This is a genomic window from Embleya sp. NPDC001921, from assembly GCF_053594475.1.
This window is the reverse complement of record NZ_JBSFEO010000040.1, coordinates 74,476-98,524: the sequence shown is the minus strand read 5'-3', so window position 1 is coordinate 98,524 and position 24,049 is coordinate 74,476. Positions and strand designations below refer to the sequence as shown.

The window sequence follows — 24,049 nt, the reverse complement described above, 5'->3', positions numbered from 1 at the left end:
CGGTTCCTTCGGCTTCCCGTTCCCACGCACGCTCCCGGTGGTTACACCACGGGAAGCCGCCGGCACCGGGACGAGTGACGGGTCTTCACCTCCACATGGGCACAACGCGTAGTCGTCCCTTGCTCAGCGCTCTTCGGTCACGACGGGCCGCGGTCGGTCTGATGGTGCTGGGACTGCTGGTCCTGCTCTTCCCGATGATCTCCTCGGCGGCCGAACCGCCGCCGACCCGCACCGCGCGGGCCGAATACCTGACCGGTGAACAACGCGCCATGACACCGGGACTGGTGACCCGATCCGGGAGCTACAGCGAACTGGCGTCCGGACCGGACGAGAACTTCGGCGACACGCGCTCGCGCGCGGCGGACTGGCTGACCGTGCCCGCCGCCGGACCGGACGGCACCGCCTCGGCCGAGCGATCGGTGCCGGCCGGTACGCCGTTGGGCAAACGTACGCCCGCGATCGCGTCGGCGACGACGAGCGTCTCGCGCACGGGGCAGAGGCTGAACGCCGGGTCGGAGGTGACCGGTTTCGACCACCCGCTGAACCAGTTCCGCGAACTCGACCAGGTGGTCGGCGTGAAGTCCCTCGTGCACATCGACAAGGTGCGCACCGAGGTCGGCGCCCCGGCGGAGGCCGGCACCCCCGGCGCCGACGTCCCGGCACCGCGGGCCGGCACCGAGGTCACCGGCCTGACGTTCTTCCCCGGTACGCCGCGCGAGGAGCACGTGGACCTGCCAGCCGGCCGGATCCCCGGCGGCCTGGTCACCCGTACCCTGCACTTCCGCACCGACGACGACGGCCTCGTCATGAAGAGCCTCTACAAGGGCGATCCGGCGATGTACCGGGCCATGCTCGGCGACGGCACCGGCTTCCTGGACGCGACCTGGACCGTGATGGTCGCCGACCTCGCGTCGACCACCGCCGACTCCGCGCGGGCCGGTCTGGGCGTGACCATCGACATGCGGTGGCGGGTGGGCATCGACGCGGGCGACACGCTGCGGCTGCGCATCGACGGCAACGAGCGGTACCTGGACACCCGGATCGCCGAGGTGACCGCGGGCGACACCGCCGCGGTGTTCCGCCGACCGGCGCTGCCCACGACCACCGTGACCGGGTTCGGGCCGTCCGGGGCGGGGCCGGGCGACACGGTCACCGTGAGTGGGACCGGCCTCGACGCGGGCGGGGTCGGCGTGTACGTCGACGGTTCGCCCGAGCGCGTCGCGGACGGCGCGCTGCACGTGGCCGCCGACGGCACGTCGCTCACCTTCGCGGTGCCCGCGGGGGCGACACCGGTCAAGGGCGTACTCGTGGTCGGCGACCACGGCGAGGGTCGGGCCGGGTCGTTCCCGTCGCCCGGTGCCGGCACCTCGGGGCCCACCGACACCGCGACCGGCGCGCCGCCGAGCCCGACCGACGAGGGCCCGGTCCGGCACGCGTCGTGGCAGGGCCCCGCGGTCAAGGCGGGCGACCTGCCCGAGTCCTGCGTCACGGCCGCGCAATGGCGAGTCCCCGCCGACCGCGCCGTGTTCACCGCCGCACTGGGCGACGGCGGCGTGCGCGCGCCGGCGATCGGCTCGGCGGTGTTCACCTTCGCCGACGAGGCGGGCGCGCGGCACGAGGTGGCCACCGACGGCGGGCCGATCTGGGGGCAGCCGTGGCCCGCCGGGCCCGCCGCGCACGTGGTCGGCACCCGTCCCGCACAGGCCGCGGCGGTCGTGCCGAACGGCTGGACCCTGGTCGCGCTGCGCGCCGACCACCACGGCGACGGCGCGAAGCAGGCGGCGCTGCGGCCCGTCGGCGGCTGCTGGGCCCTGGGCCGGGAGCGGCCGACCACACCGCCGACGAGCCCCGACCCGAGCGGGCCGCCGACGACGTCGCCGCCGACGAGCAAGCCGCCCACCGGCAAGCCGCCGACGCTTCCCCCGACGGGTGAACCCTCGGGCGGGCCGACCCACACCCCGGCGCCGACCGGTCCCACCGCTGTCCCGTCCACCGGGACCTCGACGCCGCCGGGATCCGACTCCGGCGGGTCCGGCGACTCCGGGGGTTCCGGCGGCTCCCGGGGCGCGGGCGGTTCGGGCGACTCGGGTACCGGCGGCTCCCGTTCCGGCACCGTCCCGGAGACCGCGACCGGCGGCGGCTCGTTGTCGCGCACCGGCGCCGACGTCGTCCTGCCCGTTCTCCTCGGCACCGCCGCGCTCGGCGCCGGCCTCGTCCTGTTGTTCGCCGCACGTTCCAGGAGCACCCGATGAGCCCCGCCCCCGACCGGAACCCGCACCTGCCCCGTTCCGGTGTCCCCGACCGCCTCGCCGCGACCATGAGCATCGCCGAACAGCACGAATACCTGCGCAGCCGGCGCCGTACCCTCTCGCGCCGCAGCGTGCTCACCGCGATCGGCCTCGGCGCGGCGGCCGTTCCGCTGTTCGGCACCTCCTCGTCGGCCGGCGTGCGCCGCGCGCCCTCGCTGCTCTCGGGCACGAACTACATCGACGGGAACGCGCTCAAGCCCGCCGGCCGCCACCTCGCCCTGGGTGCGGACCCGCGCAGCCAGGCGGCGATGAGCTGGCAGGTGCCGCGGCCGGTGCGCCGGCCGTACCTGCGCCTGGGCACCTCGCCGGGGCAACTGGACCAGGTGGTGCCGGCCGAGATCCGGCATCTGCACTCGCACCTGATCGAGTACGCCGACAACCCCGCCTCCGCCTATTTCGACTACGACCAGTACCACCTGCACGCCGCCCTGGACGGGCTCGACCCCGGCACGCGCTACTACTACGCGCTGGGCCACGACGGTCTGGACTCGAACTCGGTGGCCGCGACCGTCGGTTCGTTTCGTACCGCACCGGCGGCGGGCGGCGTGCCACAACCGTTCACCTTCACCGCCTTCGGCGACGAGGGCGTGGAGTTCGGCGCCGCCGCCAATCAGACGCTGATGCTCCGGCAGAATCCGGTGTTCCACCTGCTGGCGGGCGACATCTCGTACGCCGCGTCCGGCGCGGGACTGCCGTCCAGCCACCACAGCGCGGAGGGCGCGGACAAGCTCCAGCCGGAAGTGTGGGACGAATACCTGCGGATGATCGATCCCGTCGCCGCGTCGGTGCCGTGGATGGTGGCGATGGGCAACCACGACATGGAGGCGCTGTACTCGCCGGACGGCTACGGCGGTCACCTCGCCCGCTGGCATCTGCCCGGCAACGGACCGCGCAACGCGCACGCCACGTACGGCTTCAGCTACGGCAACGTCGCGGTGGTGAGCCTGGACGCCAACGACATCTCGCACGAGATCCCGCACAATCGCGGCTACACCGCCGGCGCGCAGACGACCTGGCTGGCCGGGGAGTTGGCCCGACTGCGACGTGCTTCCGGGATCGACTTCATCGTCGCCTTCTTCCACCACTGCGCGTACTGCACGGCGACCGACCACGTCTCGGACGGCGCGATCCGGGAGGAGTGGATCCCGTTGTTCGACCGCTATCAGGTCGATCTCGTGATCAACGGGCACAACCACGTCTACGAGCGGGCCGATCCGATGCGCGGCGGTGTGCGCACGCGCCGTGCCGCGATCGGCGACCGGATCCGGCCCGCGACCGACGGCACCACCTACCTGACCGTGGGCAGCGGCGGGAAGAGCGGCTACGAGTTCTCCGCGCCGGAGACCTACGCCGGCGGTCCCGCCGACGTCACCGACGCGGTCAAGGGTGGTTTCCACACCGAGGGCGCCAGGATCGACGAGACCGTCGAGTGGTCGCGCGTGCGTTTTCGCGGCAACGCGTTCATCGCGGTCGACGTGCGGCCGGCCGCCGCCGGGCGGGAGACCACGATGACCATCCGCACGCTCAGCGCCACCGGTGCGCAGATCGACACCGTGACGCTGGTCCGGGACGCGGGTACGGCGATCCCGTCCGCGAACGCCACCGAGCGCGGGACGGGCGCGGGCGGGCGCGGCTGAACCCGGCCGGGGCGCGGAATCGGGCGGGGTGCCGGGTCGGAGCCCGCCCGATGCCGTCCCGGCGCCGCCCGGTTCGCGGGTTCGCGCCGGGTCTCGGCGTCACCACGTCCCGCCTCGCGTTCGCGCGGGCTCGGCGGCCGGGGCGTGACCTCGATCCCCGTCGTGGAAGTCGACGGGCGATCGACGACACGCCCTACGCCGTGCCGGTCAGGCGCAGCCGGGTGCGGGCCGGCGCGGTGGGGGGCAGGTCGGCGACGATGTCGGCGAGGCTGACGCCGGCGAGGCTTTGCTGCCACGCCTGGTAGGCCTCGGCCATCTTCGCGGCGAGGACGCAGTCCCGCCGGCATTCGTCGGCCGGCAGCGCACCGCGCCCCTGTTGGCGGATCTCGCGGCACTCGTACGGCGAGGAGGTGCCGTCCACGGCCTCGACGATGTGCAGGAGGGTGATCTCGGCGGCGGGGCGGGCGAGCCGAAATCCGCCTCTGGGGCCGGTGGTCGCGGACAGCAGGCCGGCCCGGACCAGGGTCTTGAGCTGCTTGGCGAGGTAGGGCGCCGGCAAGTCGTAGTACTGCGCGAGTTGGGTCGTCGACGCGCTGGTCCCGGGATCGAGTTGGGCCAGCGTGGTGGCGCAGTGCAGGACCCATTCGGTACTCCCGGGCAGCTTCATGCGTCGAGTCTATCGCAGACATTGTGGACCTGTTTAGTCCATGATAGCGTCCGTGTCCTTGGCAGCGAGAGAAAGAGAACATCATGCGGATCGCTATCGCCGGCGCGACCGGGAACATCGGGGCGCTCACCGTCGCCGCTCTCGAGCGGGACGGGCACGAGGTGGTGCGGATCAGCCGCTCGCTCGGCGTCGACCTGACCACCGGTGACGGCCTCGACGACGCCCTGGCCGGTGTGGAGGCGGTCGTCGACGCGACCAACGGGCCGGCCGTCGACCCGGCCGAGACGGTGGCCTACTTCGGCACCACGACGCGGAACCTGCTGGCCGCCGGCAAGCGCGCCGGCGTCCGGCACCACGTGCTGCTCTCGATCGTCGGGATCGATCGGGTCGAGGGCAACGCGCACTACGCGGGCAAGCGCGAGCAGGAGCGCTTGGTGGCCGAGGGGACGGTGCCGTGGACGATCGTGCCGGCCACGCAGTTCCACGACTTCGCCGAGATGGTGACGAGCTGGACCGAGCAGGACGGTGTCGCCACGATCGCACCGCTGTTGGTGCAGCCGATCGCGCCCGCGGACGTGGCCGACGTCCTGGCCGAGCTCGCGACCGGTCAGCCGCGCGGGCGCTACGCCGATGTCGCCGGGCCCGACCCGCAGGACCTGGTCGACATGGCCCGGCGTACGCTCGCCGCGCGTGGCCGCTCGGTGCGGCTGGTGCCGACGTGGTCCGGCATGTTCGGCCCGGCGATGGCGGGTGACGCGATGCTGCCCGGTGAGGGCGCCCGGATCGCGCCGACCACGTTCGACCAGTGGCTCGCCGAGCAGAAGTAGCGCGCGGAAGTCGTGACTTGCGCTCGACGGTCGGTGAACCGGGCGCGCCGAGGGGCCGGCGGCGACGGACGGTGTCGCCGCCGGCCCGACCGACTACGGCCGCTGCCGGTTCGGTTCCGGTGCCGTGGCGCGGAAACGGGCCGTCGACGCGTCGCCGCTCCAGCGCCGCAACCCGGCCTTCTCCAACACGCGGATCGAGGCCGGGTTCGACAGTTCGACGTCGGCGTACACCGTGTCGACCCGCGGTGAGGTCAACGCGTACGCCACCAGGGCCCGGGTGGCCTCGGCGGCGTAGCCTCGGCCGCGCCGCGAGGCGACGACGCCGTAACCGATCTCCAGAGCGCCGTCGTTCGGCGGCCAGAGCAGGCTGATGCTGCCGACCACGAGGCCGGTGGTTCGCTCGAGGATCTGACGGTGCCCGTACAGCCGCGGTACATCCGACTGTGCGGCGATGACGCCGGCGATGACCCGATCGCCCTCGGCGGGGAAGTCCTCCGCCCAGTTTGCCGACCGCACGTCACCGAGAACGGCGGCGAGCTCGTCGGCGGGCCACGGCCGCAGGACAAGCCGATCGGTGGTCAGGTCCGTACCTGCGGGAAAAGAAGATGAAGACACGCGACACTCCTGGTCGTTCGGGACGACCGGGTCGCCTACGACTAGCGCGCGACCCGGACGAGGGCATGACGAATAAGCTCCGAGCGGGCCATATTCATCAACCTCCCTTGTCGCGGCGGCGATCACGCGCCTCACGTGTCCCGTCAACGGTACCGCCTCAGGCGGACGGGGTGCCCGCGGGGGCTGCGGCCCGGCCGTTGGTGCTTGGTGCGTGGCGCGTCGCGGGCGGGTGGGGCGGGCGGGTCACGGGGACGCGTGGCCGATGTGGAGTGGCGTCGAGGCCGGTTCCGGGCGGGGACGCGCGCGGAACGTGTCGCCGACGCGGATGGTGGCGAACGGCAGGCACGGGGCGGATGAATATCTCGATTGGGGCCGGCCAGACCATGGACGGCCGGCTGCTTCGTGTTGTGGGATGGTCTTCGCTCTCCGCTCGCCCACCGTTGTCCGGCTCGTCTTTCCGGACGCCGATGGGGAGTTCGAGGGTTCGAGCTCGGAGTTCGGCTGCACACCCCTGTCCCGACGTCCCATCGTGGGAGCGTCGGAAACCTGGAGGTATTCGATGCGTCGGCTGACCACAGTCCTTGCCGCCACCGCGACGGCGGTCGTTGCCGGAGTCGGTGTGACCACACCGGCCCAGGCCGCCCCGGCGGACAAGCCGCAGGTCTTGTCCAGTTGGACCCAGACGAGCGTGAACAGCTACAACGCCTGGAACTCGGCGCGGCAGAACCAGGGATCCTGGTCCGCCTACGGCTTCGACTGGTCCACGGACTACTGTTCCAGCTCGCCGGATAACCCGTTCGGCTTCCCCTTCCAGAACTCCTGCGCCCGGCACGACTTCGGGTACCGCAACTACAAGGCTGCGGGCACGTTCGCGGCGAACAAGGCGCGGGTGGACAGCGCCTTCTACGAGGACCTCAAGCGCGTGTGCGCCCCGTACGGCGCGGTGACCCGGGCCACCTGCAACGGCACGGCGTGGACGTACTACCAGGCGGTCAAGCTTCTGGGTTGACGCGCGTCGACTCCGGCACGCGGCCCCGTCGTCTCGTCGAGGGGCCGCGGTGTCGGGGTGGTCCCGGCGATCCCCTGATCCCGCCCTGATCCCGCCGTGGTCCCGCTGTCGCGCACCACACGTTCAGGGGCGTGGTTGTCACCTGATCGGGTGGCGCGTGCGCCGATGGCCTCGGTGGGTGGCCCTCCCGAACTATCAAGGGGGGCATGGATGACGAGTCGAGGATGACGACGCGCCCGAGTGGGCCGTGCGCGGGATCATATGGATGTGCCCCGGTGTCGGCGCGAGTGTGGTCGATCGGCATGGGCGCGACGCCGGTGTTCGATTCGCTGGTTCGGGAATGGGCTCGTACCACCCGCCAACTGCCGCAAGCGGCACCCAGGTTCACGTGTCAGGCCTGTCGCTTACCGCATCCCCCGGCGCCGTAGGGCGGCAGGCGATGGGCGGGCCGACGCGCGATCGTGCCGCGCGCGCCCGGGACGTGCCGGGCGAGCCGCCCGCGGTGCGGACAACTGCCGCAAGCGGCACCCAGGTTCACGTGTCAGGCCTGTCGCTTACCGCATCCCCCGGCGCCGTAGGGCGGCAGGCGATGGGCGGGCCGACGCGCGATCGTGCCGCGCGCCCGGGACGCGCCGGGCGAGCCGCCCGCGGTGCGGAGCTCGGCCGGTCCCGGGGGAAGGCGAGGCCGGGGGCGACCGGCATGCGCCCGTCCCGGAGCGGGGTGCCGCCGGGGCCGCGTGCTCACGCCGTACGGGCGGGCGTACTCGTGGCCCGCGTGCGACGGTGGATGGGAGTGGGCGGGGGACCGCTCGCCGGATCCAGGTGGGTGCGGACCGTCGAACGCCGGGAGGAACGATGTCTCCGATGTCTCGTGGTCCTCGGTCCCGGTCGCCGGGACCGAAGTGGGGGTCGGTCGGACCGCCGCGGGTCATGCTCGTGCTCGCGGTCGCCTCGGTGGTCCTCGGCGTCGTGGTGCTGGCCTGGCCGACGCAGACGGTGCGTGTGGTGGCGATCCTGTTCGGGTTGTACCTGCTGGTCAGCGGCCTGATTCAGATGGTGTTGGGGGTCGGCGCGCTGTTCTCGGGCGGCATGCGGGTGCTGTTGATCGTCAGCGGTCTGGTGTCGGTGGTGTTCGGTGTCCTGTGTCTGGGCGGCGGCTCGCGCTCGGTCACCGTGCTGGCGATCTGGATCGGCATCGGCTGGCTCGTCCGGGGCCTGGCCGAACTCGCGGGCGGTGTCGTGCACAGGGGCCTGCCGGGCCGTGGCTGGATGATCTTCTTCGGGATCGTGGACATCGCCGCGGGCATCGTCCTGATCGCCGCCCCCGTGTCGAGCACGACGGTCCTGGCGGTGCTCGCCGGAATCACCCTGATCGTCCTGGGCCTGCTCGGCGCGGTGGCGGCGTTCGGCCTCGACCGAGGCCCGGCGCACGGGGGTACCACGTGGCACGCGGGAGCGACCCGGGGATCCTCACGGCGGCTCTGAACGCGGGTGGACGCAGGTCACGCCGACGAGTCGTCGAGGCCGGGGTGGAGGCCGGGGAGGTTGACCACGATGGCCTCCTGGGTACTGCGGGCGATCACGACCACGGCTTCGGTGTCCGGGTCGGGGTTCTCCTCGCGGTGGGGGACGAAGGGCGGGACGAAGATGTAGTCGCCGGGGCCTGTTCGCAGGCGCACTTCACGGGGTTCGCCGGAGGAGTCGTCGGCGAAGACGAAGACCGGGTGGCCGCTGATCACGTGGATCGCGGTCTCGGATTCACCGTGGTGGTGGTTGCCGGAGGCGGTGGCCGGGGCGACGTGGGTCTGGCCCATCCACAACTTCTCGGCGCCGACGGATCGGCCGCTGATGGCGGCGAAGCGGCGCATGCCGTCGGTTTGTGTGGTGTCGGCGTCGAGGGCGTCGGCGCGAACGTGGTGGATGCGCGGTCGCGGTGACCCGGGCTCGACGGCGGGACGGTCGGGCAGGTGCGGATGGAAGCCGGTGCCGGCGACGGTTTGCCCGTCGGCGGGTGGCGAGGACGGCGGCGGGGTGTGCGCTGAGGTCATGGCACGTCCTTGGCGGTGGGTGGTCTCGGGGTGGGTCGGCCCGGAAATCGCGCGGGGCGACGGGCGCGGGGCGCGGCGCGAGGGGGCGGCCGACGGTACGCGCGGATCGGCCTTCGGGAGCTTCGCCCGGCGGGGTCGACGGCCTGCGGTCGACCCCGCCCGGGAGCGGCGGCGACCGGTGCGGGTCGGGTTGTGCGGTACGGGCGTGCGCACGACCGGGCATGCCCCGATGCTAACGCCGCCCCCGCCCGCCGACACGCCTGCGCAATCGACGTGGCTGTACCCGCGAGACGGCTGCGCCCGGACACGGGTGCGCTCGCGACGCCGCCGCGCCGCGTTTCGTCGCCGCGCGCCCGACATGACCGCGCCTGCGACACGTCCGCGCTCCCGACGTCGCTTGCTTGCCCGCCGCCACTGCCGGCTCGCCGCGTTTCGCCGCTGTGCCCGCGACAGGGCCGTGCTCCTGACGCCGCCCCCCGCCGGCCCGCCGCCACCACCGGCTCGCCGCGCCGTGCCCCGCCCCGCGCTTCCCCGCGACGCCCCACCCCGCGCCGCGGCGCCGCGGTTCGCCGTGTCCTGTTGGCGGGTCGATGTCTTGCGGGGGTGGGTTGGTCAGGGGTTTTCGTGCACCACTCGGCCGTTGGCGATGGTGAGGGTGATCGGGATTTCGGGGAGTGCGGTGATCTCGGATTCCAGGGGGTCGTCGGCGAGGACGCACAGGTCGGCCGCCTTGCCCGGCTCCAGGGTGCCCTTCCAGGACTCGGCGCCGTCCTGGCGGGCGGGCGTGGTGGTGTACGCGTGCAACGCCTCGCGTAGGGCCAGGCGTTGCTCGGGGCCGCAGACGGTGCCGTCGACGCCGGTCCGGGTGACCGCCGCGACCACCCCGCGGCGCCAGTCGGGGGTCAGTACCGGGGAGTCCGAGCTGAGGCACACGTCGATGCCCGCGTCGAGCGCGTCGCGGGTGGGGCACATGCGGGCGAGGGCCCGCGGGCTCAGGGTGTCGTGGAGCAGGGCGCGGGTGGCCACCGCGATGCCGGGCTGGGTGTTCAGGCCGATGCCGGCCGCCGCCATCTCGGCCAGCGTCGTGGGACGCAGCAGGTCGCCGTGGATGAGGTAGTGCCGGGCCGGGCGGGCATCGCGGGCGAGCGCCGCCCGCAGCGCGGAGACGACCGCGGCGGAGCTGCGGTCGCCGGTGGAGTGCACGCCGATCTGGTGTCCGGCCGCGTGCGCGATGTCGATCATGTCGGCGAGCCGCTGCCGGCGCCGCTCCGCCGAGTCGCCCTCGATCAGCAGCGAACCGTGTGATCCGTCGGGGTACGGCTCGCACACCCAGGCGCTGCGCATCGGCGGGATGCCGTCCGCGAAGATCTTCACCCCGGCCACCCGGAACCAGCCCGGCACGTCGGCCGGGGCGGTGAACTCGCGCAGTCCGGTGGCGAAGGCGTCCGCCGAACCGGGGCCGTCCAGTTCGCCGAAGAGCAGCAGCGCCGTGACGCGCGCGGTGAGCCGCCCGTGCGCGGCCAGTTCCGCGTAGTCGGTGAGCGCGGCGGAGCCGAAGCACCCGGTCGCGCCGGCGTCCTCGCCCGGACCCAGGCCCGGTTCGGTGTAGCTGGTCACGCCCAGCGTGGCCAGCAGGTCGTGGGTGCGCACGATGGCGTCCCGGCGCTCGGCCGCGGTACGCAGGGCGGGTGCCGGCGCGGGCGGGCCCGCGTGCGGGTCCGGCGTACCCGAGCCCGCGCCGCCGGTGAGTCGCTCCATCAGGAAGTGCGGCCACATCGCGCCGAGCCAGACGCCGTGCAGATGGGAGTCGTTGATCCCGGGCAGGACCGCCTGGCCGCGCAAGGCGATCACCCGGGTGTCGCGGCCGATCAGCGGGGCCACTTCGGCGTCGTCGCCGACCCGGGCGACACGGCCCCCGGTGACCGCGATGGCGGTCGCGATTCGGTCCCGCGCGTCGAACGTGTGGACGCGTCCTCCGGTGAGGACCAGGTCCGCCGGACCGGTGGCGTCCCACGATTCGCGGTTGCGCACTTTATTTCCTCCCGGGATCTGGACAGGTCCTCTGCAAGCCCATACCGTACACGCAATCAGATACGATTTGCGAGTCGATTGGGAGGCAACGGTGCCCCTGCATCCGGAGGCCCAAAAGATCATCGAGCGCACTCGGATCGGCGAATCCGGACCGGCCCCCCTCGCCCCGGACGCCCAGGCCATGCGCGCCGGCTTCGCCCTCGCCTGGTCGATGCCGGAGCGACTGCCGACCGTGGGAGCGGTCCGCGACGCCGCCGTCCCCGGACCCGCCGGTGACATCCCGGTGCGGATCTACACCCCCGAGGGCCCCGGCCCGTTCCCGGTCCTGGTCTGGTTCCACGGCGGCGGCTGGACCATCGGGTCTCTGGACGAGAACGAGTACGCCTGCCGGGCCGTGTGTGCCGGCGCCGAGACCGCGGTGGTCTCGGTCGACTATCGCCTCGCGCCGGAGAACCCCTACCCGGCCGCGGCCGACGACTGCTACGCGGTGGTGGCCTGGCTGCACGGACACGGCGAACGATGGGCGCTGGACGGTACGCGGATCGCGGTCGGCGGGGAGAGCGCGGGCGGCAATCTGGCCGCCGTGGTCGCGCTGAAGAGCCGCGACCTGGCCGGCCCGCCGATCGCACTCCAGGTGCTCGTGTCGCCGGTGCTGGGACATCCCGACGACGGGCGGCCCTCCTACCGGGAATTCGCCGACGGCTACTTCCTGTCCAAGGCGAGCATGGACTGGTTCTTCACCCAGTACCCGCGCGACGCCGCCGACCTTGCCGACCCGTACCTGCTGCCGATCCGTGCCGAGGACCTCTCCGCACTGCCGCCCGCGCTGGTGCTGGGCGCGGAGTACGACGTGCTCCGGGACGAAGGCGAGGACTACGCACGGGCGTTGAACGACGCCGGCACCCCGGCCACCGCGGTGCGCTTCGACGGGCTCATCCACGGCTTCTTCGGACTGCTCGCCACCGACCTCGGCGACGCGGAACGGGCGCACGAACTGGTCGTCGCGGCGCTGCGGGACGCGTTCGCGGGGAAGGCGCGGTGAGCGCCCCGGCCGTCCTGCGGCTGCGCGACGTGGGCATCGACCGGGACGAGATCCCGGTGGTGCGCGACGTCTCGCTGGATGTGGCCCCCGGCGCGGTCACCGTACTCCTGGGCGCCAACGGTGCGGGCAAGACCACCCTGATGGACGGCATCGCCGGCCTGGTGCGCACCACCGCCGGCAGCGTCGAACTCGACGACCGACCCGTGCACAAGCTGCCCGTGCACAAGCGCGCCCGGGCCGGCATCGGCTACGTCGAACAGGCCCGCACCGTCTTCCGCACCCTCACCGTCGAACAGAACCTGCTGGTCGCCCGCGCCGGCGGCGGCGACCCGGACACCGTCTACCGGCTCTTCCCCGAACTGGCCCGACGCCGCACCCTGCAGGCGGGCCATCTCTCCGGCGGCGAACAGCAGATGCTCGTGCTCGGCCGCGCCCTGGTCACCGACCCCAAGGTGGTCCTGGTCGACGAGATGTCGCTCGGACTCGCGCCCATGGTGGTGCGCCGGCTGATGCGCGTGGTCGGCGAACTCGCCGGTGCGGGACTGGCCGTCCTGCTCATCGAACAGTTCGCCAACCTCGCCCTCGACGTCGGCACGCACTCCTACGTCCTGCGCAAGGGGCGCATCGTGCACGACGGACCCTGCGCGGACCTGCGCGGCCGGACCGAACTCCTGCACGAGTACTACTTCGGCTCGACCACGACGGCGACCACCGACCGGGCCGAGCCGGTCCCGGCCGGCCCCCTCGACAGCCGGATCGGCGGTGCCGCCCGATGAAGCCCGACGCCCGCACGAGGGCCGCCGGCCGCAGGCCCGCCGACAGCACGCCCACCGCCCTGGATCTGCTCGACAAGCGCGGCGCGGCCGTCACGATCGTGCTCGCGATCGCGGCCTGCGTGGCGGTCCCCAACATCCTCTCGCCCTACTGGCTCTACCTCGCCATCACCAGCGTGATCAGCGCGGTGATCATGCAGAGCTACGGCGTGATCGTCGGCCGCGCCGGCGTCATGTCGTTGTGTCAACTCTCCTTCGCGGCGATCGGCGCCTGGGTGGTGATGCGGCTCAACGTGGCCGACGCACCGGGCGGCCTGCTCGTGTGGCTGGTCCTCGGCGGCCTGGCCGCCGCACCGGTGGGCATGCTGATCGGCCTGCCCGCCCTGCGCGTTCGCGGCGTCAACCTCGCCGTGATCACCTTCGGCGCGGCGGTGTCCACCGACATCGTGCTGGGGGCCAAGCAGTTCCCCGGCACCGAGGAACTGGAGACGGTCGCCCGCCCGGCCGCCTTCGCCACCAACGCGAACTACTTCGTCCTGGTCGTCATCGTCTTCACCGTGATCGCGCTCGCCCTCGCCGTCCTGGACCGGACCCGACTCGGCCGGTCCTGGCTCGAACTGCGGCACTCCGAACGGCTGGCCGCCTCGCACGGCATCTCGGTGGCCCGCAGTAAACTCGCCGCGTTCGCGATCAGCGCGTTCATCGCCGGGATCGGCGGCGGCCTGATGGCCGGTCAACTCGGCCTGGTGGTCTCCGGCAACTTCGCCATGGGCCAATCCGTCACGCTCTTCGCGATCGCCATCCTGATCGGCCCGCACCACCCCGAAGGCGCGTTGATGAGCGGGGTGTTCGGCGCGACCATGGCCACCCTCCTGGAGAAGGTCAAGCTGCCCCAGGACCTGGGCGGGATCATCTTCGGCATCGTGCCGATCCTCGCGCTGCGCAGCGGGATGAGCCAGACCGACTTCACCCGCAACCGCAAACGCCTGGCGAAGGCGCGCAAGGTCGCGGACGCCGCGACCGCGCACGACCGCGAACGCGCCGACGCGGGTCCACCACCCGAGCGCACCGTCGGCCCGCCCGCCCGCCCCGTGGGCACCGAACCCGCCCTGGACGTCCGGGGTCTGACGGTCCGATACGGCCCGGTCACCGCCCTGGACGCGGTCGACCTCACCGTCCCCGCCGGCGCCGTGGTGGGCCTGATCGGCCCCAATGGCGCGGGCAAGTCCACCTTCATCTCGGCGGTCGGCGGCTTCCTCGGCCGCACGCCCGGCTCGGTCCGCCTGGACGGGACGCCCATCGACCGTCTCGCCCCGCGGGTACGCGCCGCCAAGGGCCTGCGCCGTACCTTCCAAACCACCCAGATCGCCCCGGAGTCGACCCCATACGAGTACCTCGACATCGGCGCCGGGCGGCGGTTGGCCCGGGCCGAGGCCGACGAACTCCTGGAGTTCTTCGGCTGCCCCGTCGGCGACCTGCCCATCTCGATCGTCGACGCGGGCACCCGCCGCCTGCTCGACGTGGCCGCGGCGATCGCCGCGCGGCCGGCGGTGGCCCTGCTGGACGAGCCGGCCGCGGGCCAGTCCGCCGCCGAATCGCGGCGCCTGGGGGCTCGACTCGCCCAGGTGCCGGAGCGCTACGGCGTGGCCGTCCTGCTGGTCGAACACGACATGGAACTGGTGCGCGTGGCCTGCCGCGAGGTCACCGTCCTGGACTTCGGCAAGGTGATCGCGAGCGGCCGCACCGAGGACGTCCTGCGCGACCCGGCGGTGCTCGCCGCCTACCTCGGCGGCGCGGACACCCCCGACGACGCGGTCCCCCCGACCGCGATCGTCACCCCCACCGGCTGACCCGCGGGCCGACCACCGGCCGGTCCACAAGCCGACCCGACCCGCCCCGACCCGCCCGCACAACCCCCGCGTCGCGCGCTCGCCTCCGCGCCGACCCGGGTCCCCCCGGCATGCCTTCGATCGGATCGACTCCGTACCGATCCACCATGACAAGGACGTTCCCCATGAAGCGTTCCCTCGTGAGCCGGCTGGCCGTGACCGCCGCGCTCGCCCTGGCCGCGACCGCGTGTGCCGGCGACGGCAGCGACGGCGGCTCCACCAGCGGCGCCATCAAGGTCGGCTCGATCAACGGGATCACCGGGCTGTTCCAGACCCCGGAGGTGCCGCAGGCGGTCAAGGCCGTCTTCGACGAGGTCAACGCGGCCGGCGGGATCAACGGCCGCAAGCTGGAGCTGATCAGCAAGGACGACGCGATGAACCCGCAACGCTCCACCGAGAACGAGGTGGAACTCGTGCAGTCCAAGGGCGTGGTCGCCCTGGTCGGCTCCTCCAGCGCGGTGGACTGCGGCGTCAACCGCGCCGCGTACAAGAGCGCGAAGATCGTCTCCATCCCGGCCGTCGGCGTCGACCCCGCGTGCTTCAACAGCCCCGACATCGCGCCGGTCAACCCGGGCCCGTTCAAGCTGCTCACCGCGATGCTCTACTACGCCTCCGAGACGCTGCACCACGACAAGGTCTGCCTCTACTACACCACCCTGCCCGGCAGCGGCGGCGGGATCAGCGACGCGATCAAGGAGTGGAGCGACCTCACCGGCAAACAACTGGCCGCCAAGGACACCTCCGTCGGCGAGGGCGACCCCACGCCGCACCTGATCGCCGCCAAGCAGGCCGGCTGCCAGGCCGTGTTGTACAACGCACAGGTAGGCCCGTGGTTCGCCCAGGCGCAGACCCAGGGCATGAACAACGTCGACTTCATCATGGGCGCGAACAGCTACACCGACGCCAACGCCAAACTGGTGCCCTCGGGCATGCGGGCCTACGTCGGCACCGAATGGCAGCCGTACACCGACGTGACCCTGCCCGGGAACGGGCGCTGGGCGCAACTGATGGACAAGCACGGCATCCAGCGCACCGCGTTCAGCCAGGGCGCGGTGATGTCCGCCGACGTGTTCGTCCAGGTGCTCAAGGGCATCAAGGGCGATATCACCCGCAAGTCGGTCACCGAGGCGTTCAAGAAGATGAGCCCGATCGACTACCCGATGGTCGGCTCCCCGTGGGTCTTCGGCCCCGACGACAAGCACAACCCGGTCCAGGGCAGCCGCTTCGTCAAGGCCGTCGACGGCAAGTGGCAGGTACTGCCCGAGGGCTTCGTCGTGCCCACCGGGAAGTAGCGCGTGTGGTGGTCCGATCCCGGTGCGACCGATCGACCTCGCCGTGACCGCCGCCGACCGCGCCCGCGCGGTCGGCGCGGCCGGCGCCTCGGAGCAGGAGGTGCTCGAATGCTGAACTCTGTGATCGCGGGCCTGAGCAGCGGAGGGGGCTACGCGCTGCTGGGACTGTGCGTGGTGCTGACCTACCGCCTGGTCGCCGTGGTGAACTTCGCGATGGCGGCGATCGGCGCGATGGGCGCCTTCACCATGGTCTCGCTGACCGACGACGGTGTGAACGTATGGCTCGCGCTGCCGCTCGGGGTCGCGGTCGGCGCGACCTTGTCCGGCATCCTGGGCGCGGTGCTGATCCGCTGGTTCGGGGAGCACGACGAACGCACCAAGGCCGCCGTGACGGTGGCGATCTACGTCGCGGTGATGGCCGTGGGGCTGCGCCTGTTCGGCGCCACCTCCACCGGCGCGCGCCGCTTCCCGGCGCCCTTCGAAGGGGCGCTGTTCCGGATCGGCGACGTGGTGGTCTCGCAGGCCGTGCCGGTCTCGATCGCGTTCGCGGTGGCGATCACCGTGGGCGTCGAACTGCTGCTGCGCAAGACCCTGGTGGGGCTGCGCCTGCAGGCACTGTCGGAACGGCCGGGCACCGCACAGGTGGTCGGCATCTCCACGCCGCGGCTGGCCACCGCGGTGTGGGTGGCCATCGGCGCGCTCACCGCGCTGGTGATCATCCTGGTCGCGCCGCGCCTGGGCGGCGACTTCTCCACGCTGGGCAAGCTGATCGTCACCGCGCTCGCCGTCGCCATGGTCGGCGGGTTCCGCAACCTGCCGCTGACCCTGGCCGGCGGCCTGCTGCTCGGCTGCCTCGAGGGCATGTCCGCCGCGATGAGTGCGGTGCGCGAGTACCGAGGCGTGATCCCGTTCCTGGTGATCCTGGTGCTGCTGTGGTGGCGCAGCCGACACGAGGTCTGGGACACCGCGCACAGTCGATGACAACGAACCGGAGTTCGCAGATGATCATGGGAACCCGCTCCGCCCCGGACGGCTCCACCCGCGCCGCGGTGCTGCGCGCGCACGACGAACCGCTCACCCTGGAGGACATCGCACTGCCCGAACGCTGCGAGCCGGGCGCGGTGTTGGTCCGGATCGGCTGCGCCACGCTGTGCGCGACCGACGTGCACCTGTGGCGCGGCGCGATGAGCTTCCCCGGCATGTTGCCGATGGTGCTCGGCCACGAGATGACCGGCGTGGTCGAGGAGGCCGGCGTGGGCGCCACCGACGCGCTCGGGCGCACACTGCGGGTCGGCGACCGCATCGGCTGGTCCGAGTCGACGTGCGGCACGTGCCACGCCTGCACGGTGTTGCGCCGACCGGTGGGGTGCGTCGATCGGGGCTACGGCTTCCGGCAACGATCGGACCGATGGCCGTACGCCACGGCCGGGTTGGCCGAGTTCGCCTATGTCGGGCCGCGCGCGGAGAAGGTGCTCGTACCCGACGACGTGCCCGACACCTGGGCCGCGTGCGCGGGGTGCGCGGTCAAGACCGTGCTGCACGCGTTCGACCGGGCGGGTGGGGTACGGCCCGGCGCCGAGGTCGTGGTGCAGGGCGCAGGAGCGCTGGGCATCGTGGCCGGCGCGATGGCCAAGGCGAGCGGCGCGCGTACGGTGATCACGATCGGCGGGCCCGAGACCCGGCTGGAACTGGCCCGGGAGTTCGGCGCGGACGTGACGATCGGCCTGGACGGCGACGCCGAGGGCCGACGCGAGGAGGTGCTGGCCGCCACGCGCGGGCGCGGCGCGGATCTGGTCCTGGACCTGGCCGGTGCGCCCGGTGTGGGTGCGGAGGCGGTCGAACTCGCGGCGTTCGGGGCCACGTTCGTGATCGTCGGCAGTACCGGTCCCACCCCCGAGCGGCTGCCGCTGGGAACCGTGATGGGCAAGGAACTCGATGTGGTCGGCTCGCTCAACGGCGACGTGGGCGACTACCACCGGGCCGTCGAGTTCCTGCGCGACTTCCGTGACCGATTCGACTGGGACCGGCTGTTCGCGGCTCCGGTCGGGCTGTCCGGCGCGAGTGCGGCGCTGGCGGCGATGGGCCGGCAGGAGCAGGTCAAGGCCGTGGTGCATCCGTGGCTGCCGTAAGCGTGTTCGTCGTTCCCCGGGCGCCGGTTCCACCCGCCCGCAGTACTCGTTGCCGAGAGGACCATCGATGGGTGACATCGACAGCATGACCGTTCCGCGACGCCGACTGGGGGTCGAGGGCCCGTACGTGTCCGCGCTGTCCCTGGGGTCGTGGCACACCTACGACCGGATGGACTTCCACGAAGCGGTCGACATGGTCTCGCGCGCCGTCGAGTTGGGGATCAACCTCTTCGACGTCGCGGTGTACGGGATCCCCGGGCAGAAGCCGGTATTCACCGACGTGCTGTTCTCGGCGATCGTGCGGGCGGCGGGACTGGCGCGGGAGGAATACCTGCTGTCCACCAAGGTGTGGCTGGAGGGCTATCCGGCGCGGTCGTTGCGCGAGCAGGTGGAACGGGCGATGTTCCGGGCCGGGACCGAGTACGCCGATCTGGCGATCCTGGGCGACATCCGCGGCGACGCCGTGGACTTGGAACAACTCGCCGGAGATCTGGCCGAGTTGGAGGAGAGCGGGCTGATCGGGCACTGGGGGGTGAACAACTGGTCGGCGCAGGCGATCACCACGATTCGGCGGTACGCGGTGGAGGCGGGCTCGGCCGGTCCGCAGGTCGCGCAACTGAAGTACAGCCCCTGTCGGCGGGCGATCGCGGACGGCGCGCCGTTCGCGGAGTTGTTCTCGGCCGGTCTGTCGATGCAGGCGTCGGATGTGTTGGAGGGCGGCATCCTGGCGGGCAAGGTCGCGCCGACACGGGAGATCGGGCGGGATCCGGGGGGCGTACGGGAGCGGATCATCGCGTCCGCGCCCGGGATCGCGGCGGTGGCGGCGGAACTGGACGCGAGCGCCGCGCAGGTGTGCGTTGCGTTTGCGTTGTCGCATCCGGCCACGGCGAGCGTGTTGTTCGGGGCCACGCGGCGTGCGCAACTGGTGGACAACGTCGAGGGGTTGCGGTTGTTGGATCGGGTCGGGGCCAGTGCGTTGCGGGCTCGGCTGGTGCCGTTTTTTGCGGACGGGGGTGTGGTGGACCCTTCGGGTCCTTGAGGGTTTGGTGGCTTGGGGTGGCCTCAAACGCCGGCCGGGCTGGAAGGTGGCCTCAAACGCCGGCCGGGCTGGAGGGTGGCCTCAAGCGCCGGCCGGGCTGAAAAGTGGCCTCAAACGCCGGCCGGGCTGGTTTGGGTTCGTCCGGCGTTTGGTGTGCCCGTGGCTTGGGGTGGCCCCAAGCGCCGGCCAGGCTGAGGGGTGGGCTCGCGTGCCGGCCGGGACGGTGGGGTTGTCGGCCGGATGGGTTGTCAGCGTTCCGTGCCTGTCGGGTTCATGGTGTCGGCGTCGACCCAGGTGGCGGAGAGGGCGGTGCGGAGGTCTTCGGGGTGGTGGGTGAGGAGGTTCAGGGCTTTGAGGTTGTCCTGCCATTGGGATATTCGGCTGGCGCCGAACAGGACGGTGGCCACCGCGGGGTTGGTGAGGCAGAAGGCGATGGCCAGTTGCGCGGGTGTGGCGTCGAATTCGGCGGCCACGCGGGCGATCAGCGGGTACGTGTCGCGGATGCGACCGCGGATGCCGCCGGGGTCGGCGCCGATCTTGCGTCGCGGTCGGAGGTTGCCCGCCAGGATGCCGCCTTCCAGCACGTCGGACGCCTGCATGGCCAGTCCGTCGGCGAAGAGTTCGGCGAACGGCTCGCCCTCGGGCACCGTGCGACGCGCCAGGCTGTACTTGAGCTGCGCGAACGTCGGTGGCGTCAGCCCCTCCTCGGCGGCGAACCGGCGGGCCCGCCACACGTCCGCGGCGGACCAGTTGTTGACGCCCCACGAGGTGAACCGGCCGGCCGCGATCTGCTCGGCGACGTCGCGGACCACGGCTGGTACGTCCAACTCGCCGAAGAAGTCGCCGACCACGACCAGGTCGGCCCGGTCGGTGCCGATTCGGTCCAGCGAGACCGCCAGTTGCTCGGCGAAGCCCTTCCTCGGGTACTCCCACAACCACAGCTTGCCGCACAGCAGATAGTCCTCCCGGGCCACGCCCGCGTCGCGCATCGCCTGCCCGAAGACCAGGTCGGTGCGCGCGTTCTCCGCGTGCGGGCCCATGTCGTAGTGCGCGACGTCGAAGAGTTCCACGCCGTGCGCCAGCGCGTCGAGGATCAGCGCGACGGCGTCCGAACGGCTCATCCGATCCCAGGTGTTCCACGAGCCCAGACCGAGCACGGGCACCTCCGGGCCGTGCGCGCCGAGTCGACGACGGGGCACCGGGCTCGGGCTGCCGGCGGCGGGGGAGAGCACCACGGATCCTCCAAGGGGCGGCGATCGACACGATCGCCATTGTTGACGGCATCGGTAATCATATAGCATTCCAGATACCAACTCCCTGTCCCGCGAGGAGATCCGATGCCAGTTCCCTCGGACGCCCAGGCCGAGGTCGGCCCCGAACGCATCATCGAAATCGCGATCGCGTACATGGCCGCCAAGCAGCTTTTCGCGGCCAACGAGGCCGGCCTGTTCGCCGCGCTCGCCGACGGGCCCGCGCCACTCGGCGAACTCGCGACCCGGACCGGACTGCCCGAGCGCACCACGCTGATCCTGGCCGACGCGATGGTCGGCCTCGGGCTGCTGGAGCGCGGCGAGGCGGGATACGCCGGATCGCCCGCCGTCCGGCGCCATCTCGGCGGATCGACATCGGACGTGGACCTGCGCCCGTTCCTGACCTTCCTGGACACCGTCAGCTACCCGCACTGGCTCGGCTTCGCCGAGGCCACCCGCACCGCCCGACCCGCCCCGCTGGATCTGGGCGGCGACCGGCTCGGCGTCTTCCTCGGCGGGGTGATGACGTACAACGCGTTGCACGCCCGGATGCTGGTGGGCGCCTACGACTTCGGCGCGCATCGGCGGGTGCTGGACCTGGGCGGGTTGTCCGGGTCTTTCCTCGCCGAGGCGCTGCGTGCGAACCCCGAGCTGAGCGCGACCTTCATGTCCGCCGGCGACCTGGTCGGGCACGCGGAGAACACCCTCGCGGCGGCCGGGGTGGAGGACCGGGTCGAGGTGGTGACCGGCGACCCGCTGACCGACGACATGCCCACCGGCTTCGACCTGGTGCTCCTCGAACACGTCGTGCACCGCTTCGACGCCGAGCAGAACCGGCGGATCGTGGCGGCGGCGCGCAAGGCCGCGGCACCCGGGGCCCGGCTGTTGCTGCTGGACTTCTTCCTGGAGCCGAACGGGACGCCGCGGCTGATCGACACCCTGCACGCGGGAGAGTACCTGGTCATCGACGGCACCACGGTGTACCCGCGCGGCGAGGTCGAGGAATGGCTCACGGACGCCGGCTGGCAGCCGGTGGACGTACTCGAACTCCCGGGCAGCCCGAGGGTGATCGTGGCGGAGGCCCGATGAGCACCGGACGCGTCGTCGTGGTCACCGGCGGAGCGAGCGGCATCGGCGCGGCCGTCGCGCGCGCCTTCGCCGAGGGCGGCGACCATGTCGTGATCGCCGACCTGGACGTCGACGCGGCCGAGAAGGTCGCCCGGGAGATCGGCGGCGTCCCGATCCCGATGGACATCACCGACCCCGCGTCGGTGGCCTCGGCCCTGGACCGGGTCCTCGCCGAGGTCGGCCCGCTCGCGGTCCTGGTCAACAACGCGGGGCTGGTCGCGGGCGGCGGACTGCTCGTCGACCTGCCGATCGAGGTCTTCGACACCGTGGTGGCGGTCAACCTGCGCGGCACCTTCACCGTCACCGCGGCCGCGGCCCGGCTGATGATCGCCGCGGGGGCCGGCGGCGCCATCGTCAACATCAGCTCGATCGGCGCCCGGCAGCCCACCGCGGGCCTGGGCCACTACGAGGCCACCAAGGCCGCGGTGGACGCGATCACCCGTACCGGCGCGCTCGAACTGGCCCCGCACCGCATCCGGGTCAACGGGGTCGCGCCCGGGCCGGTGCACACCCCGATGACCGCCGGGCTGATGTCCGACCCGCAGGCCCGGCAGGCGTGGGAGGCGCGGATCCCGCTGGGCCGCATCGCGGTACCCGAGGACGTCGCGCCGCTCGCGGTGTTCCTGGCCTCGCCCGCGGCCGAGCACATCACCGGCACGGTCGTCGCGGTGGACGGCGGTCAACTCCTGGTCTGAGCACGGTGCCGGACGACCCTGACACCGTGCGACCCGGGCACCGCACGACCCCGGTGCCGCGGGATCGGCAGCACACGACGAAGGGCGGGCTCGCCGGAGCCCGCCCTTCGTCGTGTCGCCGAGCCGCTACGGGGTCCCGGTCTTGGCCTGGTGCAGTGCCGCCGCGGTGGCGATCTTGTGCGCGCACGCGGCCTGTTCGATCACCTGCGGATCGGCGCTCGCGTCGATCAGGTCGAGCAGATGCTCGTGCTCGCGCACCGAGGTACGGGCCCGGCCGGGCACGTACGTGAAGGTCGACCGCCGCATGTGGTCCAACCGCGCCCACTCCGATTCGAGCAGCGCGTTCAGGTGCTTGTCGGGGCAATGCGCGTAGAGCGAGAAATGAAATCTCCGGTTGAGCGCGGTGAACGCGGTGGGATCGAAGTCCGCCAGCGCCTCGACCATGCGGTCGTTGATCGCGCGGGCCTCGGCGATGTCGGCGGCGCTCATCAGCGGCGCCGAGATCGCGGTGGCGTAACCCTCGAGCCGGGCCAGCACGTTCAGCGAGTGCTCGACCTGCGAACGGTCGAAGACCGCCACCCGGGCGCCGACGTTGCGCACGATCTCCACCAGGCCGTCGGACTGGAGTCGGCGTACCGCCTCGCGCAACGGGATGGTGCTGACCCCCGCCTCGCGGGCGAGCTGGTCGAACACCAGCCGATACCCGGGCCCGTAGGTGCCGTCGAGGATGCGGCCGCGCAGCAGTTCGTAACACATCTCCGACTTCGACGCCTTGGCGGCCTTGCTCGCGGCGGTGGTGGCCTTTGCGGGACTCAACTACGGTCTCCTCAGTCTGGACCGGACACGGTGGCGGGCCGGGACGAGGTGTCCCGGCCCGGCGTCTCCGGCGTGGTCCGGTGGGGGCGGTGCGCCGCGGCGGGTCAGCGGTCGAGGACCCGCACGGCCAGCTCGCGAAAGAACGGGTTGACCAGGACGCCGTGATGGTCGCCGGCCATGGCTACCAGTCGGGCCCCCGGAGCCAGCGCGACCAGGTCCTCGGAGCCGTGGGTCATCGTGTCGTCGCTGCCGACCACGAACCACGGCGGTGTACCGCCGGCCCACCGCTCGGGCGTGAACGGAGTACTGCGCAGGCCCTCGACACAGGTCACCAACCCGTCCGCGCCCGCACCCTCGGCGCGGATCAGGCCGGCGATCATCCCGGTGAGCGGATCGGCGGGCCGGGCGGCCTCGTCGTGCACCGCCCGGCGCAGCTCCGCGACGTCCACGTCGGCGAACGGCTCGGTCGGGCTCAATCCGCCGAATACCACCCGACCGATCCGCTCGGGAGTCGACTCGGCCAGTTCCCAGACCAGTCGGGCGCCGAGCGAGTACGCCAGGACGTCGAACCGGTCCGCGCCGTACGCGTCCACCACGGCCAGCAGGTCCCGCGCCGAGGCGACCGCGTCCACTTCCTCGGCGCTCGTCGGCTTCGGGCTGGCGCCGTGGCCGCGCAGGTCCGGCGCGATCAGGGTGCGGCCGGCGTCGAGCAGGGCCTGGACGATGCCCGTCTCCAGCCACGTGCGGCGCGCACTGGAGCAGAACCCGTGTACGAGCAGCACCGGAGGCTGCTCGGTGCGCTCCGTGCTCGGATAGGTCGTGACGGCGAGGGGCTGCCGCAGGCGCATCCTAC

The 24,049-nt window shown here is 72.4% G+C and carries 21 protein-coding genes; 14 read left to right on the top strand and 7 right to left on the bottom strand.

Annotated elements, in window-relative coordinates; all coding sequences use genetic code 11:
• Positions 1 to 161 precede the first annotated feature (161 nt).
• Both ACWCPW_RS37070 and ACWCPW_RS37065 read left to right on the top strand, forming a co-directional pair.
• Complete coding sequence (locus ACWCPW_RS37070) at positions 162 to 2,252, top strand: hypothetical protein (RefSeq protein ID WP_449765967.1); 2,091 nt, start codon at positions 162 to 164, stop codon at positions 2,250 to 2,252.
• The gene (locus ACWCPW_RS37065) at positions 2,249 to 3,946 is read left to right on the top strand and encodes a purple acid phosphatase family protein (protein ID WP_449765966.1); all 1,698 of its coding nucleotides are present in this window, start codon (positions 2,249 to 2,251) and stop codon (positions 3,944 to 3,946) included. Before ACWCPW_RS37070 ends, ACWCPW_RS37065 begins: the two co-directional genes overlap by 4 nt.
• A gap of 193 nt (positions 3,947 to 4,139) precedes the next feature.
• Here the strand turns inward: ACWCPW_RS37065 and ACWCPW_RS37060 are convergent, their stop codons facing one another.
• Positions 4,140 to 4,613 carry an RrF2 family transcriptional regulator gene (locus ACWCPW_RS37060; RefSeq protein WP_449765965.1) on the bottom strand — a complete coding sequence of 158 codons (474 nt, stop codon included), beginning with the start codon at positions 4,611 to 4,613 and terminating at the stop codon, positions 4,140 to 4,142.
• Between the two features lie 83 nt (positions 4,614 to 4,696).
• Between ACWCPW_RS37060 and ACWCPW_RS37055 the strand changes: the two genes are divergently transcribed.
• Entirely contained in the window at positions 4,697 to 5,440 is a 744-nt protein-coding gene (locus tag ACWCPW_RS37055) for an SDR family oxidoreductase (protein WP_449765964.1), read from the top strand.
• A 93-nt stretch (positions 5,441 to 5,533) separates the two neighbouring features.
• Here ACWCPW_RS37055 and ACWCPW_RS37050 read toward each other — a convergent pair whose 3' ends face one another.
• Positions 5,534 to 6,055: a GNAT family N-acetyltransferase gene (locus ACWCPW_RS37050; protein ID WP_449765963.1), complete on the bottom strand. Its 522-nt coding sequence runs from the start codon at positions 6,053 to 6,055 to the stop codon at positions 5,534 to 5,536.
• 559 nt (positions 6,056 to 6,614) lie between these two features.
• Between ACWCPW_RS37050 and ACWCPW_RS37045 the strand changes: the two genes are divergently transcribed.
• Together ACWCPW_RS37045 and ACWCPW_RS37040 are read left to right on the top strand one after the other, a co-directional pair.
• Positions 6,615 to 7,064: a phospholipase gene (locus ACWCPW_RS37045; protein ID WP_395860851.1), complete on the top strand. Its 450-nt coding sequence runs from the start codon at positions 6,615 to 6,617 to the stop codon at positions 7,062 to 7,064.
• 930 nt (positions 7,065 to 7,994) lie between these two features.
• The gene (locus ACWCPW_RS37040) at positions 7,995 to 8,549 is read left to right on the top strand and encodes an HdeD family acid-resistance protein (RefSeq protein WP_449765962.1); all 555 of its coding nucleotides are present in this window, start codon (positions 7,995 to 7,997) and stop codon (positions 8,547 to 8,549) included.
• Between the two features lie 17 nt (positions 8,550 to 8,566).
• On the opposite strand, the gene ACWCPW_RS37035 is transcribed toward ACWCPW_RS37040, so the two are convergent.
• Positions 8,567 to 9,112, bottom strand: a complete 546-nt coding sequence (locus ACWCPW_RS37035; RefSeq protein ID WP_449765961.1) for a cupin domain-containing protein — start codon at positions 9,110 to 9,112, stop codon at positions 8,567 to 8,569.
• A gap of 612 nt (positions 9,113 to 9,724) precedes the next feature.
• Positions 9,725 to 11,143: an amidohydrolase gene (locus ACWCPW_RS37030; protein WP_449765960.1), complete on the bottom strand. Its 1,419-nt coding sequence runs from the start codon at positions 11,141 to 11,143 to the stop codon at positions 9,725 to 9,727.
• Positions 11,144 to 11,234: 91 nt separating this feature from the next.
• Here ACWCPW_RS37030 and ACWCPW_RS37025 point away from each other — a divergent pair, with 91 nt between their 5' ends.
• The 7 genes from ACWCPW_RS37025 (at position 11,235) to ACWCPW_RS36995 (ending at position 19,307) form a co-directional block, all read left to right on the top strand.
• Positions 11,235 to 12,185, top strand: a complete 951-nt coding sequence (locus ACWCPW_RS37025; protein WP_449765959.1) for an alpha/beta hydrolase — start codon at positions 11,235 to 11,237, stop codon at positions 12,183 to 12,185.
• Positions 12,182 to 12,961 carry an ABC transporter ATP-binding protein gene (locus tag ACWCPW_RS37020; RefSeq protein ID WP_449765958.1) on the top strand — a complete coding sequence of 260 codons (780 nt, stop codon included), beginning with the start codon at positions 12,182 to 12,184 and terminating at the stop codon, positions 12,959 to 12,961. The genes ACWCPW_RS37025 and ACWCPW_RS37020 overlap by 4 nt, the downstream gene beginning before the upstream one ends.
• The gene (locus ACWCPW_RS37015; protein ID WP_449765957.1) at positions 12,958 to 14,808 is read left to right on the top strand and encodes a branched-chain amino acid ABC transporter ATP-binding protein/permease; all 1,851 of its coding nucleotides are present in this window, start codon (positions 12,958 to 12,960) and stop codon (positions 14,806 to 14,808) included. Before ACWCPW_RS37020 ends, ACWCPW_RS37015 begins: the two co-directional genes overlap by 4 nt.
• Positions 14,809 to 14,972: 164 nt before the next feature.
• Positions 14,973 to 16,139 carry an ABC transporter substrate-binding protein gene (locus tag ACWCPW_RS37010; RefSeq protein WP_449765956.1) on the top strand — a complete coding sequence of 389 codons (1,167 nt, stop codon included), beginning with the start codon at positions 14,973 to 14,975 and terminating at the stop codon, positions 16,137 to 16,139.
• 108 nt (positions 16,140 to 16,247) lie between these two features.
• Complete coding sequence (locus ACWCPW_RS37005; protein WP_449765955.1) at positions 16,248 to 17,120, top strand: branched-chain amino acid ABC transporter permease; 873 nt, start codon at positions 16,248 to 16,250, stop codon at positions 17,118 to 17,120.
• 20 nt (positions 17,121 to 17,140) lie between these two features.
• On the top strand, positions 17,141 to 18,268 hold the full coding sequence (locus ACWCPW_RS37000; RefSeq protein WP_449765954.1) for a zinc-binding dehydrogenase: 1,128 nt from the start codon (positions 17,141 to 17,143) through the stop codon (positions 18,266 to 18,268).
• Positions 18,269 to 18,335: 67 nt separating this feature from the next.
• Positions 18,336 to 19,307, top strand: a complete 972-nt coding sequence (locus ACWCPW_RS36995) for an aldo/keto reductase (RefSeq protein ID WP_449765953.1) — start codon at positions 18,336 to 18,338, stop codon at positions 19,305 to 19,307.
• A 248-nt stretch (positions 19,308 to 19,555) separates the two neighbouring features.
• Here the strand turns inward: ACWCPW_RS36995 and ACWCPW_RS36990 are convergent, their stop codons facing one another.
• Positions 19,556 to 20,542, bottom strand: coding sequence for an aldo/keto reductase (locus ACWCPW_RS36990; RefSeq protein ID WP_449765952.1), 987 nt, complete (start codon positions 20,540 to 20,542; stop codon positions 19,556 to 19,558).
• A 102-nt stretch (positions 20,543 to 20,644) separates the two neighbouring features.
• Here ACWCPW_RS36990 and ACWCPW_RS36985 point away from each other — a divergent pair, with 102 nt between their 5' ends.
• Positions 20,645 to 21,646, top strand: a complete 1,002-nt coding sequence (locus ACWCPW_RS36985; RefSeq protein ID WP_449765951.1) for a methyltransferase — start codon at positions 20,645 to 20,647, stop codon at positions 21,644 to 21,646.
• The gene (locus ACWCPW_RS36980) at positions 21,643 to 22,380 is read left to right on the top strand and encodes an SDR family NAD(P)-dependent oxidoreductase (RefSeq protein WP_449765950.1); all 738 of its coding nucleotides are present in this window, start codon (positions 21,643 to 21,645) and stop codon (positions 22,378 to 22,380) included. Before ACWCPW_RS36985 ends, ACWCPW_RS36980 begins: the two co-directional genes overlap by 4 nt.
• Positions 22,381 to 22,506: 126 nt before the next feature.
• On the opposite strand, the gene ACWCPW_RS36975 is transcribed toward ACWCPW_RS36980, so the two are convergent.
• Complete coding sequence (locus ACWCPW_RS36975; protein WP_449765949.1) at positions 22,507 to 23,196, bottom strand: GntR family transcriptional regulator; 690 nt, start codon at positions 23,194 to 23,196, stop codon at positions 22,507 to 22,509.
• A 104-nt stretch (positions 23,197 to 23,300) separates the two neighbouring features.
• A complete protein-coding gene (locus ACWCPW_RS36970) occupies positions 23,301 to 24,044 on the bottom strand; it encodes an alpha/beta fold hydrolase (RefSeq protein WP_449765948.1) in 744 nt (247 codons plus the stop codon).
• Positions 24,045 to 24,049 lie beyond the last annotated feature (5 nt).